Raw genomic sequence first — 19722 nt, 5'->3', positions numbered from 1 at the left:
CTTGCTTACGCCTTTTTGAGTCTCGTCACCAATGACATTGAGAGAGACATCTTGGCGGCTTGTTTTAGCAAGGATTTTTAATCGTTTGTATCGTCGTCATTCTCAAGTTCAGACATGATGTCTTTACCCAAGAAGGCTAAATCGGTTTTGACTACGTGTGGACGCTCGATTTCTTCAGAAACTTGCACGGCAAGCTTGTCGTCAGAACGCCCCATTTTCACACGGTAAGTCGGCAAATCTTCGATGAACATAGTCGCGTGTTCTGGCATTTCAATCGGAATAACATCACCCGGCTGCAGTTCCATCAAATCGCGAAGAGAGATGTCTTTCTCTAACAAGTTCACACGGAAGTTAACCGGGCAATCCATAATTTCTTCGCGCAAAGCAGAGCTCCAACGAACGTCAGTTTCCATCTTGTCGGACTGCACACCTGCATCAAGCAGTTCGCGGATTGGTTCAACCATGGAGTAAGGCATCACTACGTGGAAGTCACCGCCACCGCCATCAACTTCGATGTGGAATGAACTCACGACAATCACTTCGGTCGGACTCACGATGTTTGCCATACTTGGGTTCACTTCAGAATCGAGGTATTCAAATTCCACCCCCATCACTGGCGACCACGCTTCTTTGTAATCTTCGAAAACAATTTTCAGCAGAAGCTGAATGATGCGACGTTCGGTTGGCGTGAATTCTCGGCCTTCGATTTTGGCGTGGAAACGACCATCACCCCCGAAGAAGTTTTCAACCAAGATAAACACCAAACGTGCTTCCATGGTGATCAAGGCTGTGCCTTTGAGTGGACGAAAACGCACCATATTCAAACTGGTCGGAACGTACAGCGTATTTTGGTATTCACCAAATTTCATCATCTGTACGCCGTTAATCGACACCTCAGCGGTTTTACGCAACATGTTAAACAGGCTGATTCGCATGTGTCGTGCAAAGCGCTCATTGATAAGTTCGAGCGTCGGCATCCGACCACGGACAATCCTGTCTTGAGACGAGAAATCGAAACTGACGGCACTTTCGTCGCCGGCATCTATGGGTTCATCGACGTCATCAACATCGTCAACCCCATGCAGGAGCGCATCAATCTCGTCTTGGCTTAATAGATCGGTCACGTTTTACCTATTGAATTACAAAATCTGTAAACAGTACTTTCTCAATCACTGGCTTACCAACTGCCGCGTTCAATGCCGCTTTGATGTCGTCTGAAGCGCGATCTCGCAGTTCCACACGACCCGTAGGTGAACGAAGCTGCTCTACGGTTGCCGATGCGAAAGTCGACAACAAAGAGCTTTCAATTAGTGGGGAGTGGTAACGAGCTAATTGCTCATTTTCACTACCGCGCACCATCAGCTGTGCTTTGATTTGTACCAGTCTGTCGCGACGGTCACCCGTCACGTTAAAAATAAACGGTTGTGCAATGTTAACGTAAGCAATGGGCTCTGCAGCGGTCGTGGCTTGCGCTTGCTGAGTTTGAGCGGCTTGCGCAGGCTCGTCAGAACCCATTAAAAAGAAGGCTGCTGCACCACCACCGATAAGCAACACCACTACCGCAATGATGATGACCAGTAGTTTGCCTTTTCCTTTCGGTGCATCAACACCTTGTAGCTGTTCTTCTGCCATTACTGTCTCTTATTGTTCTGCTTTTTCTAGGCCGCTATTTTATGCGTAAAAACTAATTCCATCACGCTTTGAGGCCACATTCAAATCAAGATTCACGTCGGCATCAAAGTTTTCATCTGACTGGCCAGAAAATCCACGACCTTGTCCGCTTTGACCATTTTGATCCGCATTAGCATAGCCACCTTGCTGCTGACCACTGCTTTGTTGTTGCACTGAAGAATCCGCCAGTTGCATGCCTTGCTGCGCCAACATTTCTCTTAGACGAGGCAGTGTTTGTTCAATCAAGTCGCGTGCTTGTGGGTTTGCTACCGTAAAATGAACGTTGGCAAGATCGTTGTTCATTGTCATGCGGATTTGCATACGACCAAGTTCTGGTGGGTCAAGACGGATATCGAGGTTCTTTAAGTTCTTCGACATCATCATTTGCACTTTCTCAGCGACTTGATCATTCGCCAGCTCTTTGGTTAGTTGCAACGGCAACTGAGCTTGCTGAGCGGCATCCACTCTTGTTTGTTGCTGAGCTGTCACACCTTGTTGACCTGCTGCCGCTTGAATTTGTCCCGCTAAACTAGGTTGTGGTTCCGGTTTATCTTGCTTATTCGCAGCACCTTTTAATGCGCCAGCAGCAAGGCCAGCATTCATGACCTTCTTACTCAATTCAGCACTCGATGCTGCTTGATTCACAGGATTCATCGTTGAAGCCGCTAGTGCCTCTGGCATCACAGACATTGCAGCTTTATCGACATTTGGCGTAGCTGCAGTTTGAGCGTTCACTTGTGCGGTCGTATGCTTTAGTTCCTGTGCGGCAAGTTGATGCGCTTGCTGAGCGGTCACCGTTGAAGCAACCGTTCTAGAATTGTGTTGAGCTGCTTGATGTTCTGCCATTGCGACTTTTACATCACTCGGTAAGGCAACAAACTGAGCCAACTCTTGCTCTGGAATATCCGCAATAAGTTCGCCCGTTTTTAGCCCTTCAATGATATCGTTCTCTTGCTTAGAAAGCGGCTTTCCTTGCGCTAACTTTGTATCGATGACGTGTAGTTCATCGATAGAGATGCGTTTTACGTCAATCGTTTCAGCGTCGGCTGACAAGGTCTTTTGAGACGCCTCAGATCCAATAACCGGCTGCGCACCTTGTGTGACAACTTGGCCGTTAACCGCGGCTTGCGTCGTCGCGTTTACGGTTGCTTCTGCATGCATGGCTTGAGTGTTCGGTGAATTCCAATCAATTTGTGCTTCTGTCTTAGGGTGTGGGCCAATTGGTTTACCGTCGGCATCCAAAGTCACCGTTTCACCTTGTTTCGACACGGTAATCTCACCTTGCGGTAACGTATTTGACGCTGCTAGTTCGATCTTTTGCTCTGGTGATAACGGCTTACCATCCACTGTCATCATTGACTTTGCTGCAAATGCTGCCTCTGGTGGCAATGCTTTGCCGCTATCAACTAAAGACTCATTAGTTTTTAGCGCTTGGTTTGCTTGTTCAATTCGACCAAGCAACTGTTGACCTTCTCCCATCGCACTCTTTACGTTATCACTCTGTACTTGGGTATCGGATATGTTCTTTTGAGTCTCACTCGCCACCACGGACGTATGCCCTGCGTGGCCAGAATCAAATTTTGTATTAACAGGGACTTCACTACCGCTCTGTGAAACCGATGAATTTACCCCAACAGTGTCAACATCAGAGTCTGCAGGCGCCGCTTTACTATCTTGATCGCTTGTTGCCTTTGTCTCGCCTTGAATCAACAACGCATCGGTCGATTCGGCTGGCGTGGTCTTCTCACCTTCTGTTGTGACTTTTTCTTGGCTCTCACCTTCGGAGCCTGTCGCGGCCACTTTCAGGCTTTCGCTTTCAATTTCTGTTGATGCTTCTGGCGTGTCAGACTTCGCGATTGCCTTTTCTGCTTTTTGTGAATCCGTAAATACCCCAGCTAAGGTTTCAAAAAAACCTTTGCTTTCAGGGTTTTCTGCATCAACTTTTGAAGACGCATCGGAAACCGATGACTTACTGGTTGCAGAAACATTCGACAAATTCACATTCATATAGACACTCTCGTTATCGCCAGCGTGAGTCATTCCGCTGCCGGATTGCCTTGCATGGCAAAATTAGGTGATTGGAGAACCCGTTTGGCAAATAGAATTGCAAAAATCACGCCAACGCATAACGTGAGTTTTCTGACGCTCGTCAGGCCCGATTGAATGATGGAATCAAGATCAACCTTAGAAGAAACGGCTTAGTTCGATGAATTTGACTCAAACGCTTTCAAGGCGTAAACAGTAACCTTGCTCAACCGACGAGGACCGACTGTGAAAGTAACAGAATTACGCCAATACAAAATCAAAACAGGCAAAACAGAGCAATGGTTAACGTGGATGAAAGACGAGTTGCTGCCCTACCAACGCTCCAAAGGCATGCATGTCCTAAGCACCTATGTTCACACGGGTGAAGATGGGCACGATTATTTTGTGTGGTTACGAGAATTTGATAGCGAAGCCGATCGTCAGAGACTTTATGCGGACACTTACAATGATTGGTGGATTAGCAACATTCGTCCAAAAGTGTTTGAGTTGATCGAGCAAGACTCGGTTAAAGTCACTGTGCTTGAATCCGTCGACATGTAGCCAACAAAAACAATACTACATAGCGACAGGAGACGCTTAAAAACGTTGCGGCTTTCGGCTATACAGCAAGGTAGAAAACTCATCCATCTGCTTTTGCTCACGCTTAGCTTCCGCAATTTGCTTTTCTTTCTCGCGCTTTTCAATCATCCACTCGTAAGACATCCGTTCTTTACGCATGTTTAACCAATAGTCTTGGCAGTTCACCACCTGCTCTTTAAAGTGGTTTTCTGCCTGCTTTTGCTTGGAAAGCGTTTCATCAAGCTGGGTTAAGAATCGGTTTAAGTGACCATATTGACTGGCCGTCAGACCTGCCATACCGCGATCGACTAACTGTTGGCAGTAATCTAAACGGTACTTTTCAATCTGTTCGACTTGGCGGTAGTAGTCTTCAAGCTCTGAGCGTGCTTTGTTCAGTGCCAACACCGCTTGGTCTTCACGCTCTTTCGCTTGATCTAGTAGGAATTCCATCGCGTTATTCATGCGCTATTACCCACCTAAAATGCTTTTCAGCATATTGACACACATATCGTATGGTACGGATTCTTTCATACGTTGTTGTAGGTATTCGTCCAATCTTGGCTTGAGGGTAAACGCACCATCGATCGCTGGATCAGTACCCGGCTTGTACGCACCAATCGACACCAAGTCTTGGTTTTTACGGCAAATGGAGAGCACTTGGCGCACAGCTTTCGACATCAATACGTGTTCTTCGGTGGTGATTTGCGGCATAACGCGGCTCACCGATTTCTCAACGTCAATCGCCGGGTAGTGGCCCGCATCGGCCATTTCTCGGGATAACACGATGTGGCCATCGAGGATCGCACGTGACGCATCGGCAATCGGATCTTGTAGATCATCACCCTCGGTTAAAACAGTAAAGAAAGCGGTAATCGAACCTTGGTCATCACTGCCATTACCCGCACGTTCTACCAACGCCGGTAATTTCGCAAATACCGAAGGCGGATAACCTTTGGTTGCAGGAGGCTCACCAACTGACAGTGCAATTTCGCGCTGTGCTTGAGCAAAACGAGTCAGTGAGTCCATCAATAGAAGAACATCTAACCCTTGGTCACGGAAGTATTCGGCAATCGTCAGGGCAGTTTGGCACCCCTTCAAACGCATCAAAGGTGAAGCATCGGCAGGAGCAGCCACCACAACAGAACGACGGCGTCCGTCTTCACCCAAAATCTCTTCAATGAATTCTTTTACTTCGCGTCCACGTTCACCAATCAGGCCAACGACAACCACTTGCGCCGTCGTGCCTCGTGTCATCATGCCAAGGGTGACCGATTTACCCACACCAGAACCGGCAAACAGACCAATACGCTGGCCTTTACCTACCGTCAATAAACCGTTGATGGCTTTCAGGCCGACGTCGAGTGGTTCGGATATCGGTTTACGTGCCAATGGGTTAATAGGTTCGGCATTGAACGAAGCCCGTTGTTCGGTGTAAAGCGGACCAAGACCGTCCAGTGGGTTACCCACACCGTCGATCACGCGACCTAGTAGTTCCATACCAACAGGCAGACCGGCCTCGCTGGTCAAAGGTGTCACTTTCGCCCCTGGTAAGATGCCTGTGATTTGCTCACTCGGCATTAAGAAAAGATTGTCTCCAGAAAAGCCCACCACTTCCGCTTCCATATGACCGGACATGGTTTCGACCAAACACAAACTGCCAATTGGCGCACGGCAACCCGTCGCTTCCAAAGTTAAGCCAACAACACGCACAAGCTTGCCGGAAGCAACAGGGCGTGTGGTTAAACCTTCAACTTTGTAGTTTTTTAAGCGGTCGGCCAAGGCTTGCATGGATTACTCGCTCCCTTGATGGCGATTTGCACCACAAAAGCTGTTCAACACGCTTTTCACGCGTTCTTCCATGCGGTAGTTAATGCTCGATTCACCCGCTGCAATTTGTACATCGCCACGGTTTAGCGCCGGTTCAGAGACCAACGTCCAGTTACGGCAATCGAGCTCTTCTTCACCATATGCAGAACGGATGATCGCGACGTCATCGGGGTTCAAATGCAAGGTGATTGGATGACCAGAAATAGGCAACGCTTCGACAGACTGCTTCACCGTATCGAGAATAATTTGAGGATTGGTTTGCACTTCCACGTGTACGACTTCTTTGACTAGGCACAACACCATGTCTATCAGCTGCTTTTCAACCTGAGCGTTCATGAGTTCCAAAGGCTGAGCGAACTGGTTTGCCAAGTTCATGAAGGTTTCTACTTGCTGCTGAATGTACTCTTGTCCTGCCGTCACGCCTTCAACTTTGCCGAGCTCCAGACCTTCTGCATGTCCTGCTTGAATGCCTTCTTCTTTGCCTTTGTCGTAGCCTTGTTTAAAGCCTGCTTCTTGACCTTGATACAGACCTTCTTGATAAGCGCCCTGCTTGATCAATTCAATCTGTTCTTCTGTCAGCTCAAGCGCTTGCTCTTCTTCTGGTTCGTCAAAGTTTGGCACCCAACCTGGATCGTAGTTGAACGCAGTTTGCTTGGCTTGCTTTGCTTTCGGCTCGCCGTAATCAGGCAACCCCCAGCGCTGCGGTTCGATCATCGCATCGTCTTCATCAGGACGGATAAATCCACGTTTTCTATCGCCAGCCATGCTTAACCTACAATCTGTCTATGTTGAAATTGATATTAAAAATAAAGTGCTTTGAAAAATGCGCGACTAAGGAAGTGCATTCCTCCCACTTAAGCAGGAGGAATAAGAAAGGATTATAAGAACTCGTCTGCGCCGCCAGACAGCATGATTTCGCCAGCGTCAGCCATACGACGAGCAATCGCCAAGATTTCTTTCTGCGCCGCTTCTACGTCTGCTACGCGAACCGGAGGCATTGCTTCGATATCGTCGCGCATCATCTCAGCTGCACGCTTAGACATGTTCTTGAAGACTTTCTCACGTAGAGAGTCGTCGGCACCTTTAAGTGCACGTTGCAGAACGTCCTGTGGAACGTCACGCAGCAATTTCTGAATACCTTGGTCGTCCACTTCCACCAAGTTCTCGAATACAAACATAAGGTCTTGGATTTGCGTCGCCATGTCTTCGTCTTGGTCTCGAATTTGTTCCATCAAGATACCTTCGACGTTGTTGTCTAGGTAGTTCATGATTTCTGCCGCTGCCTTCAGGCCGCCAATCTTCGCGGCTTGTGCACCCGCTTGGCCTGCGAACTGTTTCTCCATGATTTCGTTCAGCTCTGCGAGTGCAGACGGTTGAACTTCTTCTAGGTTGGCAATACGCATCATCAGGTCCAAGCGCACGCGCTCTGGGAACTGAGATAGGATTTCTGCGGACTGGTCTGCTTCCAAGTAAGACAAAACAATCGTTTGGATCTGCGGGTGTTCGTTGACAATAATGCTTGCCACTTGGCGAGGGTCCATCCATTTTAACGAATCCAGACCTTTCGAGCCGGTACCCAATAGGATTTGATCAACCAAGTTATTCGCTTTGTCTTCACCCAGTGCAGCAACCAGAGCATTACGCATAAAGTCTTCGCTGCCCATACCAATGTTGGTGTATTTCTGGATGTCTTCCAAAAACGCTCGATGAACTGCTGAGACTTTGTCTTGGCTAAGGTCCTTTGCCTTTGCCATTGCACTGCCCACACGCTGAACCTGCTTGGGTTCTAGGTGACGAATAATGCCAGCGGCGTCACTCTCATTCAGGCTGAGCAATAAGATGGCTGCTTTTTCTTCACCAGTAATGGTGGACGCATCAAATTCTACCGGCAATCCGCCATTTTCATCTTGAGGAACGATATCGTTAGCCATTGTCATTCATCCAATTTTTCACAACTTGAGCGGCAAGTTCAGGCTCGTTTGCAACCAGAGCGCGAACCGCTTTCAATACATCTTCATCTTTGTGAAGGTTAGGCAAATCAATGCTTGAACCAAACTCAAACAGTTCACCGCTTTCGATGTCGCTACCAATCAGGCTGGTTTCGCCATCCGCACCAATTGGCAAGCCATCTGGTCCGTACATTTCGTCTTCGTCGTCGCTCGCTGGGTTGAGCAGTTTCTTCAATGCTGGGCGAACCAACACCAAGACCACAACGATGATCACCAATGCACTTGCGAACCAACGAACCCAATCATTGAAGTTCGGATGTTCCCAAATCGGTGGATCGACCATCTGCTCAAGTTCTGGCTCGGCAAACTTCACACTCAAGACATTGAGTAAGTCACCACGATTTTGGTCAAAACCAACCGTACCGATCAGCACTTGACGAATCGCATTAATTTCAGATTCTGACATTGGAGTGTAAGTGACTTCACCCGTGTCTGGATTCACGCTGCGACGGTCTTTGATAGCTACAGAAACGGTTTGGCGTGCCAATGTACCAGTCTGTTTACGTTCGTGACTGATGGTTGTATCGAGTTCAAAGTTGCGCGTTGATTCTTTACGCACCGAGCCTTGGCCGGTAATTGAGCCATCTTTCATCTGCGCGACGTCTTGTGGGATAGACGCGTCCGCCGGCGGTTGATTGCTCAAAGCGCCAGGAATGCCTGCCACCATGTTACCGTTGTTATAATCTTCGAGTGCATATTCGCTTCGTGTCGCTGGTGTATTTGGGTCGAAACGTTTGCGAGTCTGCTCTACGGCACTGAAATCCATTTGGATGTCTACTTGCGCCGTGTAGTTACCAAAACCTAGGATTGGCAGCAGGACGGAATCAATTTTTTCTCGTAGCGCTTGTTCTTGGCTGCGTTCAAGTTCTTGCTCTTTACGACGAGCTGCAGAGGCAGGATCTTGTGAGCCTGAGCTCAATAGACGACCGTGTTGATCGGTCACCGTAATACGTGACGTCTTCATGCCAGGAACAGCACTCGCCACCATGTCTACGATGGAGTCAACTTCTTGTTGCTTAAGGCTTGTGCCAGTAGAGAGTGTCAAAAATACCGAAGCAGACGCTTCTTGGTTGTGACGTACGAACACACTGTGTTTTGGCAAAGCAAGAAGCACACGTGCTTTACGCACTTGCTTCATCTCTTCAATCGCTTGCGCAAGTTGGCGCTCGCGGCTGAGCTTCAAACGTTCTTGCTCCAAACGTTGTGATACACCAAAGCCCATGTCTTGCAGCAGAATATCATCACCCGCCTCAGTCGCTTGGTTCACACCTGAGCGCACCATGCCGAGTTTGATCGAGTTGTAATCACTCGACTCAACCGAGATGGTGTTGCCATCAAGCTTGTAGTTGATTTTTTGCTGATCAAGATAATCCAGCACTGGGATCAATTCTTCGGTTTCATACGCACCTAGAGGGCGCATTTCCGGCTCTTTCACCCAGAAGAACAGCATCACGATTAACGCAACACAGATAGAGATAGACAGCACAAGCACAACCTGTCGAAGTAAATCGAGGTCACCTACTGCCATATCGAATTTTGACGCACTACGCTCTTCAAGATCTGGGTTTTGGCTATCCACATCCAAATCTGAGCCAGCGATCAGTGCACCATCTGCGCCGCCATCGGTGACGGTTAAATCTGTAGACTTGTCTGCCACACTTATTACCTAAATTACACTGGCATGTTCATGAGATCCTTATAGGACTCAACGAGCTTATTGCGGATTTGTACAGTGGCATCAAATGCAACACTGGACTTGTTACGAGCAATCATAACGTCAGAAAGGGAAACATCAGCGTCACCACGATCGAAACGCGTTTGCAGGTCGCCGGATGTTTTTTGAAGTGAGTTAACGTTATTGATGGCTTTAGTGAGGAGATCGCCAAAATCCGCCCCTACTTTCGCACCAGTTGCAACGGGAGCGGTGTTGGTCGCTTCCACCATCATGGCGCGCATTTGTGCTTGAATACCATCAACTTTCATTGTCACCTCTAAGCCAAAAGTTTGACTATTAACTAAAACTGATTATTGACACAGCAATTACTGTGCCATAAGACAATAGTGCCGTAGTGTACCCACACTTTTGTCCTATGGCTATTGATGTGAGTACTAAGCAGGAATATCGATACCAGCGTCACGCATTTTGGCGAGTTTGTAACGCAGGGTACGCGGACTAATACCTAACTTCTCTGCCATCTCTTTGCGGCGGCCGTTACATTCGATCAAGGTTTCCAAAATGATCGCGTACTCTTGGTCACGCAGTTCACCACCAAGGCCTTCACCACCAGCAGCAACACGATTGATCGGATCCACTTGCGCGACAGGCTTAACATCGGGAACCAAAACCTCAGCATTTTGCACAACAGATTGTAGGCTGCTTGCATCTTGCCAATCTACACCTTCCAACAAAATGTGTTCTGCATCGATGTCACCATTTTCGCTCAAAATGAGTGCTCGCTGAACCACGTTATCCAACTCACGAACGTTACCCGGCCATGGATATTGAAGCAGTTTATCTAATGCAACTGGTGAGAACTTAGGTACTGGCATGCCCATTTTGCTGCAATGACGTTCAGCAAGATGCGTTGCAAGTGGCGCAATATCCCCCTTACGTTCACAAAGTGCCGGCCATGAAATTGGGAATACGTTCAAGCGGTAGTACAAGTCTTCACGGAAGTTGCCCTCTGAGACGTACTGCTTGAGGTCACGGTTACTAGTGGCAAGAACGCGCACATCGAGTTTGATGCTCTTGCGGCTACCCAAACGCTCCACTTCTCGCTCTTGTAAAACACGTAGCAGTTTCGCTTGTAAGCTCAAGTCCATTTCACTGATTTCATCCAGCAAAATCGTACCGCCTTGTGCTTGCTCAAACTTACCCGGACACGCTTGAACCGCACCGGTAAACGCACCTTTCTCGTAGCCGAACAACGTCGCTTCAAGCATGTTGTCTGGGATTGCTGCACAGTTGATTGCGACAAAAGGGCCATCTTTGCGATTAGATGCATTGTGGATGTAACGGGACATCACTTCTTTACCAGAGCCACTTGGGCCCAAGATCATCACGTTTGCATCGGTGCGCGCGACTTTGTCAGCCAAAGCCAATAGGCGCAGACTTTTCTCGTCCGCCACGACCGCGTCACCGTTATCGTCACTCTTAATTGGTGCGTAACGGCTCACCATGTTCAGCAGTACTTCTGGTGCAAATGGCTTCGCCATGTAATCAATCGCACCTTCTTTCATTGCTGATACTGCGTCTTCAATGTTTGCGTAAGCCGTCATAAGAAGAACGGGTAAGTTCGGCCAATTCTGTTTGATATTGCGTAGCAGAGCCAAACCGCCCATGCCTGCCATTTGTACGTCAGAAACCACGATGTCGACCGCGTTTGACTTTAGTTTTACTAACGCATCTTCTGCACAATCGGCTTCTAACCATTCGTACCCTGCCAGAGCCAGAGTATCTACTAGGGCTTCACGAAGACCTTCATCGTCCTCTACGATCAGCACTTTGCTTTGCGCCATTATGATTCTCCAGTATCTGCTTGCACTCGCTCTAGCGGAATGCACATGGTAAAGCAGGCTCCATCGCCCTGCTCTGAAATGAGTTCCAATCGACCGTCATGGGCACGGCAAACCATTTGAACTACAGCGAGCCCCAACCCGGTTCCTTGAGAACGCGTGGTAAAAAACGGCTCCATAATTTTGGCTTGTAGTTCTTTTGGTACTCCCGGCCCGCTGTCTTGCACAGAAATGCGCAGTTCACCGTTAACCGGGCGGAAAAAGACATCTATTTGTGATTCCTTTCCAGACATCTGAATCGCATTCATCACCAAGTTACTCAGTGCGGATGCAATGGCGTTAGCATTGCCTAACAGCTCAGTCTGTTCTTCTTCCACTTCTAAGAAGTAGTCAATGTTATTGTTCTTCAGCGCGGTTTCCACCATCGGCTGGTATTCCGCAACAAGCTGAGCAATGTTAAATGGCTTAATGACTTTATTATCACCACCCTTGGCAAAAAGCAGCATATCATTAACCTGCTTCTCCAAATCGTGCAGTCGATCCATTAATTTGCTTTGAAATCGCTCTCTTGTCGCTGGAGGGAGATTTGGCGCACCTAAATTTGATGCATATAGCATGGCACTCGATAACGGCGTTCTTACTTGGTGAGCCAAAGACGCCACCATGCGACCTAAGGAGGACAGTCGTTGCAAATCACTCACGCGTGATTGCAGCAAGCGTGTTTCGGTCAAGTCGGTGATCAGAATCAGCTGTCCCGTCGCCGAAGCGGAGATCGCCAAGCGAACTTTACGTCCATTACGCAGTGAGATTTCATGACCATCATCTTCACGCGGATCAAAGACCGCTTGGATGATGTTGAACCATTTCTCGTTGACCAGTGGAATCTCTAGAATTCGATGTGCTTCTGGGTTCGCTTCGCGCACAACACCGTGTGTATCGAGCAAGATCACACCAGCAGGCATCACGTCCAAAACTTGTTTGTAACGCTCTACTTGATTCTCTACTGAGTCTAAATGGGATTGGTTGGTGTTATTGTCCATTCACTGCCTGTCGAAATATCGCCATTTAAATACTAAAACAGCTTGGTAAGCAATTAGCATACCAAGCTGTTTTCTATATTTATCATAGCGTTATGTTATCGACAAGAAGTTGACACTAAGAAAAGTGCGGTTTTATTGTCAGAAAAGATAACAAAACGTTCAGAGTTTAACCGTATGAACGTCAGACTTTACCTATCGTTGTAGATTGTATTTACGCATTTTCTCAACCAAAGTCGTGCGTCGCATTCCAAGCATATCTGCTGCTCGTGCAACCACACCACCTTGCGCTTCTAACGCTTGGCTGATCATATTGACTTCCATATCGGCTAATAGCTCTTTCAAGTTCACGCCTTCTGGCGGCAGTGCTTGAGGCGCATTCATGTTGTGGTCCAGATCGCTTTGATCTTCAAAACTGAAGTTCTCAGAGAAGATATCTTGGAACACGTCACGCTCTTGTTCTTCAACCGAAGTAAATGGGTTACCTTCTGGTTGGAACTCAGGGATATCACTGTAACGGTACTTGGTTGGCAGATGATTTACATCGACCAAACTGTTCGGGTACAGAATAATCATGCGTTCAACAAGGTTCGCAAGCTCGCGAACGTTACCCGGCCAGTTGTGTTCCATTAAGGAGTTAATTGCACGAGGCGTAAAGCAAATTGGTTGCCCACCTTCGGCTTCCAAACGCGTCATCAGTTCTTGCAGTAGCAATGGAATATCTTGCTTACGTGCTTTCAGCGCCGGCATCTCGATTGGGAATACATTGAGGCGGTAGAACAGATCTTCACGGAATGTGCCATCATCGATCATGTTCTCTAGGTTGCGGTGCGTTGCTGCTACAACACGAACGTTTACTTTAATCGTGGTGTTACCACCTACACGTTCAAAACATCGCTCTTGTAGAACGCGCAGTAACTTCACTTGCATCGACATTGGCATATCGCCAATTTCATCAAGGAAGATCGTACCGCCTTCTGCCAATTCGAATCGGCCTTTACGCGAGGTCAATGCCCCCGTGAAAGCACCTTTCTCGTGACCAAACAGTTCACTTTCCAACAGCTCTGGCGGAATTGCGCCACAGTTAATTGGCACAAACGGACCATTACGGTAAGCAGAATGGTAATGAATATTGCGTGCGACGACTTCTTTACCCGTGCCAGATTCACCCAAGATCAGTACGTTTGCTTCAGTATTAGAAACTTGTTCAATCAAATGACGAACTTCTTGAATGCCACGGCTTTGGCCTACAAGGCTACGGAAAAGAGTATTTTTTCGTGCGCTTGCAACAACGTTAACGCCTTTGCGACCAAGGAAATCTTTGCAGTGACGCAGTGCTTCGCTAAGTTGTGGGTAGTTCAGCGGTTGCTCTAACTCCCCAACGAAATTTGGCAAGTCATCAACAGGCAGCGGAAACGAGCCCAAGATGAGAAGTGGGATATGGTAGGCTTCATTAAGGTGAGCCATCACTGTTGTCGCAGCACTACCCGCCGAGATGTTACCGACAATACAACCTGACCACACGCTAGACCAGTCTACATCGCCTAGCTGGTCAGAACTGACCGCTTCGCAACTTTCTCCAACAAATTCCAATATATTGCTTATATTTAAACGACTTGGTGCATCGTCATCAATTACAAGCAGCTTTGCCAAACCTTGCATAAGTAAGAATGATTGCCTTTATTATGGGTGTGTTGCGGCCAGACCTTGATTTGCGCAATTGAGTGTAAAAAGGGGGGACCACTCTCAATTAACGATAGACAAAATAGGAAAATCAGCAACAAAAAAAAGCCATTAGGGGCCACTAATGACTTCTATTTTATTTGAATAAAAAAATAAGGCAACCAAGCAATAAAGAGGTGTGAGCTTGATTGTAACTTTACTGAATAACTTTCTGTGCAATCAGACGCAATACCCTACTATTTAAGTAAGGTATTGTTTTGATTATTAAATGCCCACTTCTGCTGCTGTTAGGTTGTGGAATTCAGTCGGGATCTGGTCCCAAGCTGATTTGATCTCACGGATAATATCGATAACGTCGTCGATTGGCTGAGGATCATTCTGATGGTTCGCTGCCGAGATCTGAGTGATCATGAACTCGTAAAGTGAATCTAAGTTTGATGCAATATCACCACCGTCGTCCATCGACAGACAGCTGCGCAGTGCGATGATGATGTCCAACGCTTTACCTAGACGCTCACCTTTTGCAGGAATATTGCCTGCTTGCATTGCTGCTTTACCTTGGATCAGACGCTCAATTGCACCTGCCATTAGCATTTGAATGACTTTGTGCGGAGAAGCCGCGCTCAATTGGCTGTCGACTGATACCTTTTTGTATGCTTGCAAAGAACCGCGCATAGTATTCCTCTTTTATATAAATTTTTTGTACTGCTGAAGCGAACGCTGACCATAACGGAACTTATGAAGTTCTTTACCCACGTTAGAAGTCTCTGCCTGCATCAGCTCGACAATTCTTTTGGTACGAATGAGCAAGTTTTGCCATTCTACTTCCTGCTTTAGCACCGGATTGCTCTCGACAATGGGTAGCAGGTTTTGCAATAACCGTTCCCTGATATCGACCAAACGTTGAATTTCTTCAGCATTAACGTCGACTTTTTCCAGTTCTTTCGTAATTAGTTGATCAATATCACCTATTTCAATGAGTTCATTTCGCATCTATTAGCCCAGCGCGTTCATTAACGCTCCAAGTTGGCCTTGCATCTTGCCAGTAGCGTCTTGCATGGCAGCGAATTTTGCATGAGTGCGCTTCTCTAAGCTGTCCATGCGGCGATCGAGTGCCGCTTGATCATCACTCAGACGATAATTTTGTTCAGTCAGGCTTTTTTCACGAGTACGGATACTGCCAGTGAAACCCGTGATGCCTTGAATCGCATCTTCCACACGTTTGGCAAAACCGGTATTGCCACCAAAGAACTTCTCTAACTCGTTGAAGTTGTTGTTCAGCTGACGATCAAGCATGTCGTAGTTGATTTCTAGCGTACCTTGACGAGTCGTAGTAATGCCAAATTCAGTCAGCGATTTTAGGTCTTCTGGTGCTTTTTCAATGTTGGTCGAAAAGACCGATTTCAACCGAGAATCAGCATTACGAACAGTACTGTCACCCGCTAAAGGCCCGCGTTGACCTGTCGTTGGGTCGACATTCGCTAATGCTTTGGATGTTTGATAGAACGCGTTGTAAGCCGAAACAAAGCTTTCGATATCTGAGCGCACGCTTTGACGGTCATATTCAACACCGATTTCAGCAGGCGGTTTACCCAGCTCTGATTTGCCTTTCAAAGTGAGGTTCACGCCCTCAATGGCATCTTCAATGACGTTGTTGTGACTCGACAACTGCGCAACACCATCCAGCATCACCATGGAGTCTTGTCCTGCTTGGACTTGAGCCATACCGGTGTAAGCCTCGAAGGATTTTTGAGCCTCAGCAATTTTAGCTTCTGCTACATCTATCTTTTCAAGACGTTCACGCTCTTCGGGTTCTAATTTAGCGCGATGGATGGTCTTTGCTTCTTCTTCTGTCAGTTCTCCACGTTCCACTTTTTGGTCAAGCGCTTGTTTTTCATCCGCAATCTTTTCTTCGATCTCGGCTTTTTCTTGCTCTAATTGCTGCTTGGCTTCTTTGGTTGTGACGTAAGAATCAGTCAACGTACCTGAGGCGGTATTGTTCCAGCCCGGTACGTCTGGCGCTTTGGCGATCGCATCTTCGTCCAACTCTAATTCCGGTGGACGGTAAGAATCGAGGAGTGTACCTGAAGCGGTTTCAGTCCAGCCAGGGATACTGTCTTGCGGACGCATACCCGCTCGTTGATTGGCTTTTTCTATCGCTTCTTGACCCGCTTTCGCAGCGGCAGCACCGGCCGCAGAGATCGGTTCATCCGTTGCGCCATCTGGCACATTCTCTGCCGCTTGTTGTTCTTCAGGAGGTATAGGATTGCCGTCTGCATCCAACGCTTCCGGTTGGTTTGCATCGGTTTCAGGCGCTTTTAGAGGCCCTAACACTGCTTCAGCCGCTTCACGTGCTTCTTCAAGCGCATTCACTCGGTCTTCCAGTGTTTTGTATTCGAAATGTTTCAGAGGGCTGCCGGCTTCGGCGTCCACACTGACTTTAAGTTGATGGTCCTTGCCCGACAGGTTCGAAGCAAGGATCAAACGCGGCCCTTCTACGTCGTTAATTAAGGAAGCACGTACGCCAGGGTTATCCTTAGCGCCGTTAATTCCACGAACGACATCAACTAGCTTAGAGCTAGAACGGACATTAACGTCGAAGGTGTCATCACCAAGAGAAATCTGCAGCTTACCAGGACCAAACTTAACGTCTTCTGGCAGAACGTCAGAAGCCACTTTATGGCTCTGTGCAAGCTGCAACACATCGATAGCATACTTACCGGCTATAGCGTCAGTAGTTGCGGTCGCAGATACGACTGCGTCGTCCGTTGTCTCTACAGAACGAACGGCAAACGCCTTCTCCTGACGAAAGTTCGTCATGAGATTTTTCATCGTATCCAACGATTCTCTGAGTCGCCCGTAGGCACTGATGCTGGCGTCAATTGTCGTACGCTCGTTGTCGATGCGTTGCTGCTTTGGCACACGCTCGGCATCTACAATTTTGCTGACCATGGAATTGATATCCATGCCACCAGACATCCCCAAAGGGCCTAAACTCATCAAATCACCTCAAAAACGACTTACACCTTTTCAACTAACAAACCGCGGTTAGCTGTGTGCTCAGCTAGGCGACGCAATACCACTAGCATTTCTTCATCAGGAATCTGACGAATTACATCACCGGTTGTGGCTTCGTAAATCGTCACGACGTCTCGACCCGATTCTTCATCGACTCGAAACGCCACTCCTTTATTCATGGCGCTCACAAATTCATTCATTTGCTCAACCATTTTCTCGCGCTCTTCTTTGTTCAGCTCTTGGCGGGATTCCGCCATTTCAATCGCAGCTTGAACAGAGAGGTCACGTTCGGTTTCCTTCGCTTTTACAGGCGAAGTGTTACCGTTTGAACTTGCTGTGCTAGGCGTGCCTATGCCATTTTCTTTAGCAACTTTTGTGCCACTCGGTGTGCCGTAAGGCTGGATGTTCGATGCGTAGGAGGATATTTCCATTACAATCTCCCTTCCACCTTATGAGCTAACGATTAGGTCTATCGCTTTGGTGATGGTATCACTAGGCTGAGTCGACCCAATTAGCCCAACAAGCTCAGCGCCGCAGATGGTGACTGCTTTGCTTGTGCCAAGATTGAAGTACTTGCTTGTTGAAGGATCTGCGACTTAGTCATCGCCGTTGTTTCCTTCGCGTAGTCAGTATCTTTAATACGGCTGTTAGACGCGTTAACGTTCTCGTTAATGTTGTCTAGGTTGCTGATTGCGTGGTTGAAACGGTTTTGGAATGCACCAAGAGACGCACGTTGGCTATCTACTGATTTTAGTGCGCCATCGATGATAGCTACCGCTTCTTGAGAACCTGCAACTGACGTTACGTCGATGTCTTTAACCGTTACGTCTTTAGCATCACCGAAGCCAATTTCACCTGCTAGGTTGCCAGAGAACTCAACATCACCTGTTACTTTTTGAGTAGCAGCGAATACTTGCAGCTTACCGTCCTCACCAACAGACGCTTTAACGTCGTCGCTTTGACCGTTGATGTAAGTTGCTAGCTGTTCAATATCATCGCCTTGCTTTGCAGTGATAGTCAGCTCTTTCTCTTCACCTTGCTTGTTGGTGTAGTTCAGCTTAAGTTCAGTGTTGTCACCAACCGCCCAAGATGCATCTTTACCGTCTTCTGCTGCGTAGCTCTTACCGCCCATTGCAGAAGTATCAGAACGTAGGTTACCCATAGAAAGCATGACCGCTTCACCAGAGTCCGCACCGATTTGGAAAGATTGAGTACCGTAAGTACCGTTAAGAAGCTTGTTACCACCGAAAGAGGTTGTTTCAGCGATACGGTTTAGTTCGTCGTTAAGCGCTGTAACTTCTTCTTGGATCGCTACACGTTCTGATTTTGAGTTCGAACCGTTCGCAGATTGAAGCGATAGGTCACGCATACGTTGTAGGATGTTGGTAGATTCATTCATTGCACCTTCAGCAACCTGTGCAATAGAAATACCGTCGTTCGCGTTTTTCACAGCCATGTCTAGACCACGGCTCTGTGCGTTCAAACGGTTAGAAATCTGTAGACCGGCAGCATCGTCTTTCGCGCTATTGATTTTATAACCCGAAGACAAACGCTCCATTGATTTTTGTTGACCTTCAGCCGCCTGGTTTAGGTAACGCTGTGCGGTCATCGCAGAAACGTTAGTATTAACGTTAATCGCCATAGTTGATCTCCTTAAGGCTTTAGTTGATGTACCGTCGTGTCTCTCACCTCACTTAGGTACATCTCATTTCTCTCAGTCCCTTTAACGGCGGCCTATAAATATCCTTTAGGAGAAAATTTCAATTTTTTGCGATTATTTTCTTCGACTTAATGAAGTGTGATGAATCTCTAATATTACGATTGGGGATAAATAACACTCGATTAAAATAAAAAATCAGACATAAAAAACCCAGCCGAAGCTGGGTTTACTCGCTCATCTCTCACCACGAGCCAATATGGTTCTTGTCTTAGGTTAGGGATTAACCTAGAAGACTTAGCGCTGAGTTTGGCGCTTGTTTTGCTTGCGCAAGGATTGAGCTTGACGCTTGAGATAGAATTTGTGACTTGGTCATTTGAGTCGTTTCTTTCGCGAAGTCGGTATCTTTGATACGGCTCTTCGACGCGTTCACGTTCTCGTTGATGTTATCCAAGTTGCTGATTGCGTGGTTGAAACGGTTTTGGAAAGCACCTAGCTCTGCACGGTGGCTGTCTACGTATTTCAATGCTGCATCAATGATAGCTACAGATTCTTGTGCGCCACCTACTGATGTTACGTCGATAGTATCAACCGTTACTTTCTTACCGTCGCTTAGACCTAGCTCACCAGATAGGCCGCCAGAGAATTCAACGTCGCCTTCCACTTTGTTGTTGCCCGCAAACACTTGCAGCTTACCGTC

19 protein-coding genes are annotated in these 19722 nt (G+C 47.5%); 1 reads left to right on the top strand and 18 read right to left on the bottom strand.

The window, feature by feature from the left end:
- Positions 1-77: 77 nt before the first annotated feature.
- The 3 genes from fliM to VJL_RS25390 are packed head-to-tail and all read right to left on the bottom strand — an operon-like array spanning position 78 to position 3678.
- Positions 78-1124: a flagellar motor switch protein FliM gene (fliM, locus tag VJL_RS25400; RefSeq protein WP_038872083.1), complete on the bottom strand. Its 1047-nt coding sequence runs from the start codon at positions 1122-1124 to the stop codon at positions 78-80.
- Between the two features lie 7 nt (positions 1125-1131).
- Positions 1132-1632 (bottom strand): flagellar basal body-associated protein FliL, encoded by a 501-nt coding sequence (gene fliL / locus VJL_RS25395; RefSeq protein ID WP_038872085.1) that lies wholly within the window; start codon positions 1630-1632, stop codon positions 1132-1134.
- A gap of 39 nt (positions 1633-1671) precedes the next feature.
- Positions 1672-3678, bottom strand: coding sequence for a flagellar hook-length control protein FliK (locus VJL_RS25390; protein WP_038882143.1), 2007 nt, complete (start codon positions 3676-3678; stop codon positions 1672-1674).
- 264 nt (positions 3679-3942) lie between these two features.
- On the opposite strand from VJL_RS25390, the gene VJL_RS25385 reads away from it, so the two are divergent.
- Positions 3943-4257, top strand: a complete 315-nt coding sequence (locus VJL_RS25385) for an NIPSNAP family protein (RefSeq protein WP_038882129.1) — start codon at positions 3943-3945, stop codon at positions 4255-4257.
- 36 nt (positions 4258-4293) lie between these two features.
- Here VJL_RS25385 and fliJ read toward each other — a convergent pair whose 3' ends face one another.
- From fliJ to VJL_RS25310, 15 genes are all read right to left on the bottom strand, one after another.
- Entirely contained in the window at positions 4294-4737 is a 444-nt protein-coding gene (gene fliJ / locus VJL_RS25380; RefSeq protein ID WP_005438686.1) for a flagellar export protein FliJ, read from the bottom strand.
- A 6-nt stretch (positions 4738-4743) separates the two neighbouring features.
- A complete protein-coding gene (fliI, locus tag VJL_RS25375; RefSeq protein ID WP_038872090.1) occupies positions 4744-6063 on the bottom strand; it encodes a flagellar protein export ATPase FliI in 1320 nt (439 codons plus the stop codon).
- Between the two features lie 3 nt (positions 6064-6066).
- A complete protein-coding gene (fliH, locus tag VJL_RS25370) occupies positions 6067-6867 on the bottom strand; it encodes a flagellar assembly protein FliH (RefSeq protein WP_038872093.1) in 801 nt (266 codons plus the stop codon).
- A gap of 113 nt (positions 6868-6980) precedes the next feature.
- On the bottom strand, positions 6981-8033 hold the full coding sequence (gene fliG, locus VJL_RS25365) for a flagellar motor switch protein FliG (protein ID WP_038872096.1): 1053 nt from the start codon (positions 8031-8033) through the stop codon (positions 6981-6983).
- A complete protein-coding gene (gene fliF / locus VJL_RS25360; RefSeq protein ID WP_095760607.1) occupies positions 8026-9768 on the bottom strand; it encodes a flagellar basal-body MS-ring/collar protein FliF in 1743 nt (580 codons plus the stop codon). Before fliF ends, fliG begins: the two co-directional genes overlap by 8 nt.
- Before the next feature lie 14 nt (positions 9769-9782).
- A complete protein-coding gene (gene fliE / locus VJL_RS25355; protein WP_038872101.1) occupies positions 9783-10094 on the bottom strand; it encodes a flagellar hook-basal body complex protein FliE in 312 nt (103 codons plus the stop codon).
- Between the two features lie 126 nt (positions 10095-10220).
- On the bottom strand, positions 10221-11630 hold the full coding sequence (locus tag VJL_RS25350; RefSeq protein ID WP_038882128.1) for a sigma-54-dependent transcriptional regulator: 1410 nt from the start codon (positions 11628-11630) through the stop codon (positions 10221-10223).
- Complete coding sequence (locus VJL_RS25345; RefSeq protein WP_038882126.1) at positions 11630-12667, bottom strand: sensor histidine kinase; 1038 nt, start codon at positions 12665-12667, stop codon at positions 11630-11632. Before VJL_RS25345 ends, VJL_RS25350 begins: the two co-directional genes overlap by 1 nt.
- A 192-nt stretch (positions 12668-12859) precedes the next feature.
- Positions 12860-14326, bottom strand: coding sequence for a sigma-54 dependent transcriptional regulator (locus tag VJL_RS25340; RefSeq protein ID WP_038872109.1), 1467 nt, complete (start codon positions 14324-14326; stop codon positions 12860-12862).
- A gap of 285 nt (positions 14327-14611) precedes the next feature.
- Positions 14612-15022 carry a flagellar export chaperone FliS gene (gene fliS / locus VJL_RS25335; RefSeq protein ID WP_005438665.1) on the bottom strand — a complete coding sequence of 137 codons (411 nt, stop codon included), beginning with the start codon at positions 15020-15022 and terminating at the stop codon, positions 14612-14614.
- A 12-nt stretch (positions 15023-15034) separates the two neighbouring features.
- A complete protein-coding gene (locus tag VJL_RS25330; RefSeq protein ID WP_038882123.1) occupies positions 15035-15340 on the bottom strand; it encodes a flagellar protein FliT in 306 nt (101 codons plus the stop codon).
- Between the two features lie 3 nt (positions 15341-15343).
- On the bottom strand, positions 15344-17347 hold the full coding sequence (fliD, locus tag VJL_RS25325) for a flagellar filament capping protein FliD (protein WP_038882122.1): 2004 nt from the start codon (positions 17345-17347) through the stop codon (positions 15344-15346).
- A 20-nt stretch (positions 17348-17367) separates the two neighbouring features.
- On the bottom strand, positions 17368-17796 hold the full coding sequence (flaG, locus tag VJL_RS25320; protein ID WP_038872115.1) for a flagellar protein FlaG: 429 nt from the start codon (positions 17794-17796) through the stop codon (positions 17368-17370).
- An 80-nt stretch (positions 17797-17876) separates the two neighbouring features.
- The gene (locus tag VJL_RS25315; protein ID WP_038872117.1) at positions 17877-19007 is read right to left on the bottom strand and encodes a flagellin; all 1131 of its coding nucleotides are present in this window, start codon (positions 19005-19007) and stop codon (positions 17877-17879) included.
- A gap of 298 nt (positions 19008-19305) precedes the next feature.
- The coding region (locus VJL_RS25310) for a flagellin (protein ID WP_038882121.1) at positions 19306-19722 on the bottom strand (417 nt) is incomplete at its 5' end.

Source organism: Vibrio jasicida CAIM 1864 = LMG 25398, from assembly GCF_000400365.1.
GTDB classification, from domain to species: domain Bacteria; phylum Pseudomonadota; class Gammaproteobacteria; order Enterobacterales; family Vibrionaceae; genus Vibrio; species Vibrio jasicida.
Note: the sequence above shows the minus strand (reverse complement) of the source record. Positions and strands in the feature narration are given on the sequence as shown.

What these genes read in the sequence shown, in the direction of transcription:
- fliG (WP_038872096.1), bottom strand. Translation starts at nt 8,033, where the DNA reads ATGGCTAACGATATCGTTCCTCAAGATGAAAATGGCGGATTGCCGGTA.
- VJL_RS25390 (WP_038882143.1), bottom strand. Translation starts at nt 3,678, where the DNA reads ATGAATGTGAATTTGTCGAATGTTTCTGCAACCAGTAAGTCATCGGTT.
- fliD (WP_038882122.1), bottom strand. Translation starts at nt 17,347, where the DNA reads ATGAGTTTAGGCCCTTTGGGGATGTCTGGTGGCATGGATATCAATTCC.
- VJL_RS25340 (WP_038872109.1), bottom strand. Translation starts at nt 14,326, where the DNA reads ATGCAAGGTTTGGCAAAGCTGCTTGTAATTGATGACGATGCACCAAGT.
- VJL_RS25315 (WP_038872117.1), bottom strand. Translation starts at nt 19,007, where the DNA reads ATGGCGATTAACGTTAATACTAACGTTTCTGCGATGACCGCACAGCGT.
- fliI (WP_038872090.1), bottom strand. Translation starts at nt 6,063, where the DNA reads ATGCAAGCCTTGGCCGACCGCTTAAAAAACTACAAAGTTGAAGGTTTA.
- fliL (WP_038872085.1), bottom strand. Translation starts at nt 1,632, where the DNA reads ATGGCAGAAGAACAGCTACAAGGTGTTGATGCACCGAAAGGAAAAGGC.
- fliE (WP_038872101.1), bottom strand. Translation starts at nt 10,094, where the DNA reads ATGAAAGTTGATGGTATTCAAGCACAAATGCGCGCCATGATGGTGGAA.
- VJL_RS25345 (WP_038882126.1), bottom strand. Translation starts at nt 12,667, where the DNA reads ATGGACAATAACACCAACCAATCCCATTTAGACTCAGTAGAGAATCAA.
- VJL_RS25350 (WP_038882128.1), bottom strand. Translation starts at nt 11,630, where the DNA reads ATGGCGCAAAGCAAAGTGCTGATCGTAGAGGACGATGAAGGTCTTCGT.
- flaG (WP_038872115.1), bottom strand. Translation starts at nt 17,796, where the DNA reads ATGGAAATATCCTCCTACGCATCGAACATCCAGCCTTACGGCACACCG.
- fliJ (WP_005438686.1), bottom strand. Translation starts at nt 4,737, where the DNA reads ATGAATAACGCGATGGAATTCCTACTAGATCAAGCGAAAGAGCGTGAA.
- VJL_RS25330 (WP_038882123.1), bottom strand. Translation starts at nt 15,340, where the DNA reads ATGCGAAATGAACTCATTGAAATAGGTGATATTGATCAACTAATTACG.
- fliH (WP_038872093.1), bottom strand. Translation starts at nt 6,867, where the DNA reads ATGGCTGGCGATAGAAAACGTGGATTTATCCGTCCTGATGAAGACGAT.
- fliS (WP_005438665.1), bottom strand. Translation starts at nt 15,022, where the DNA reads ATGCGCGGTTCTTTGCAAGCATACAAAAAGGTATCAGTCGACAGCCAA.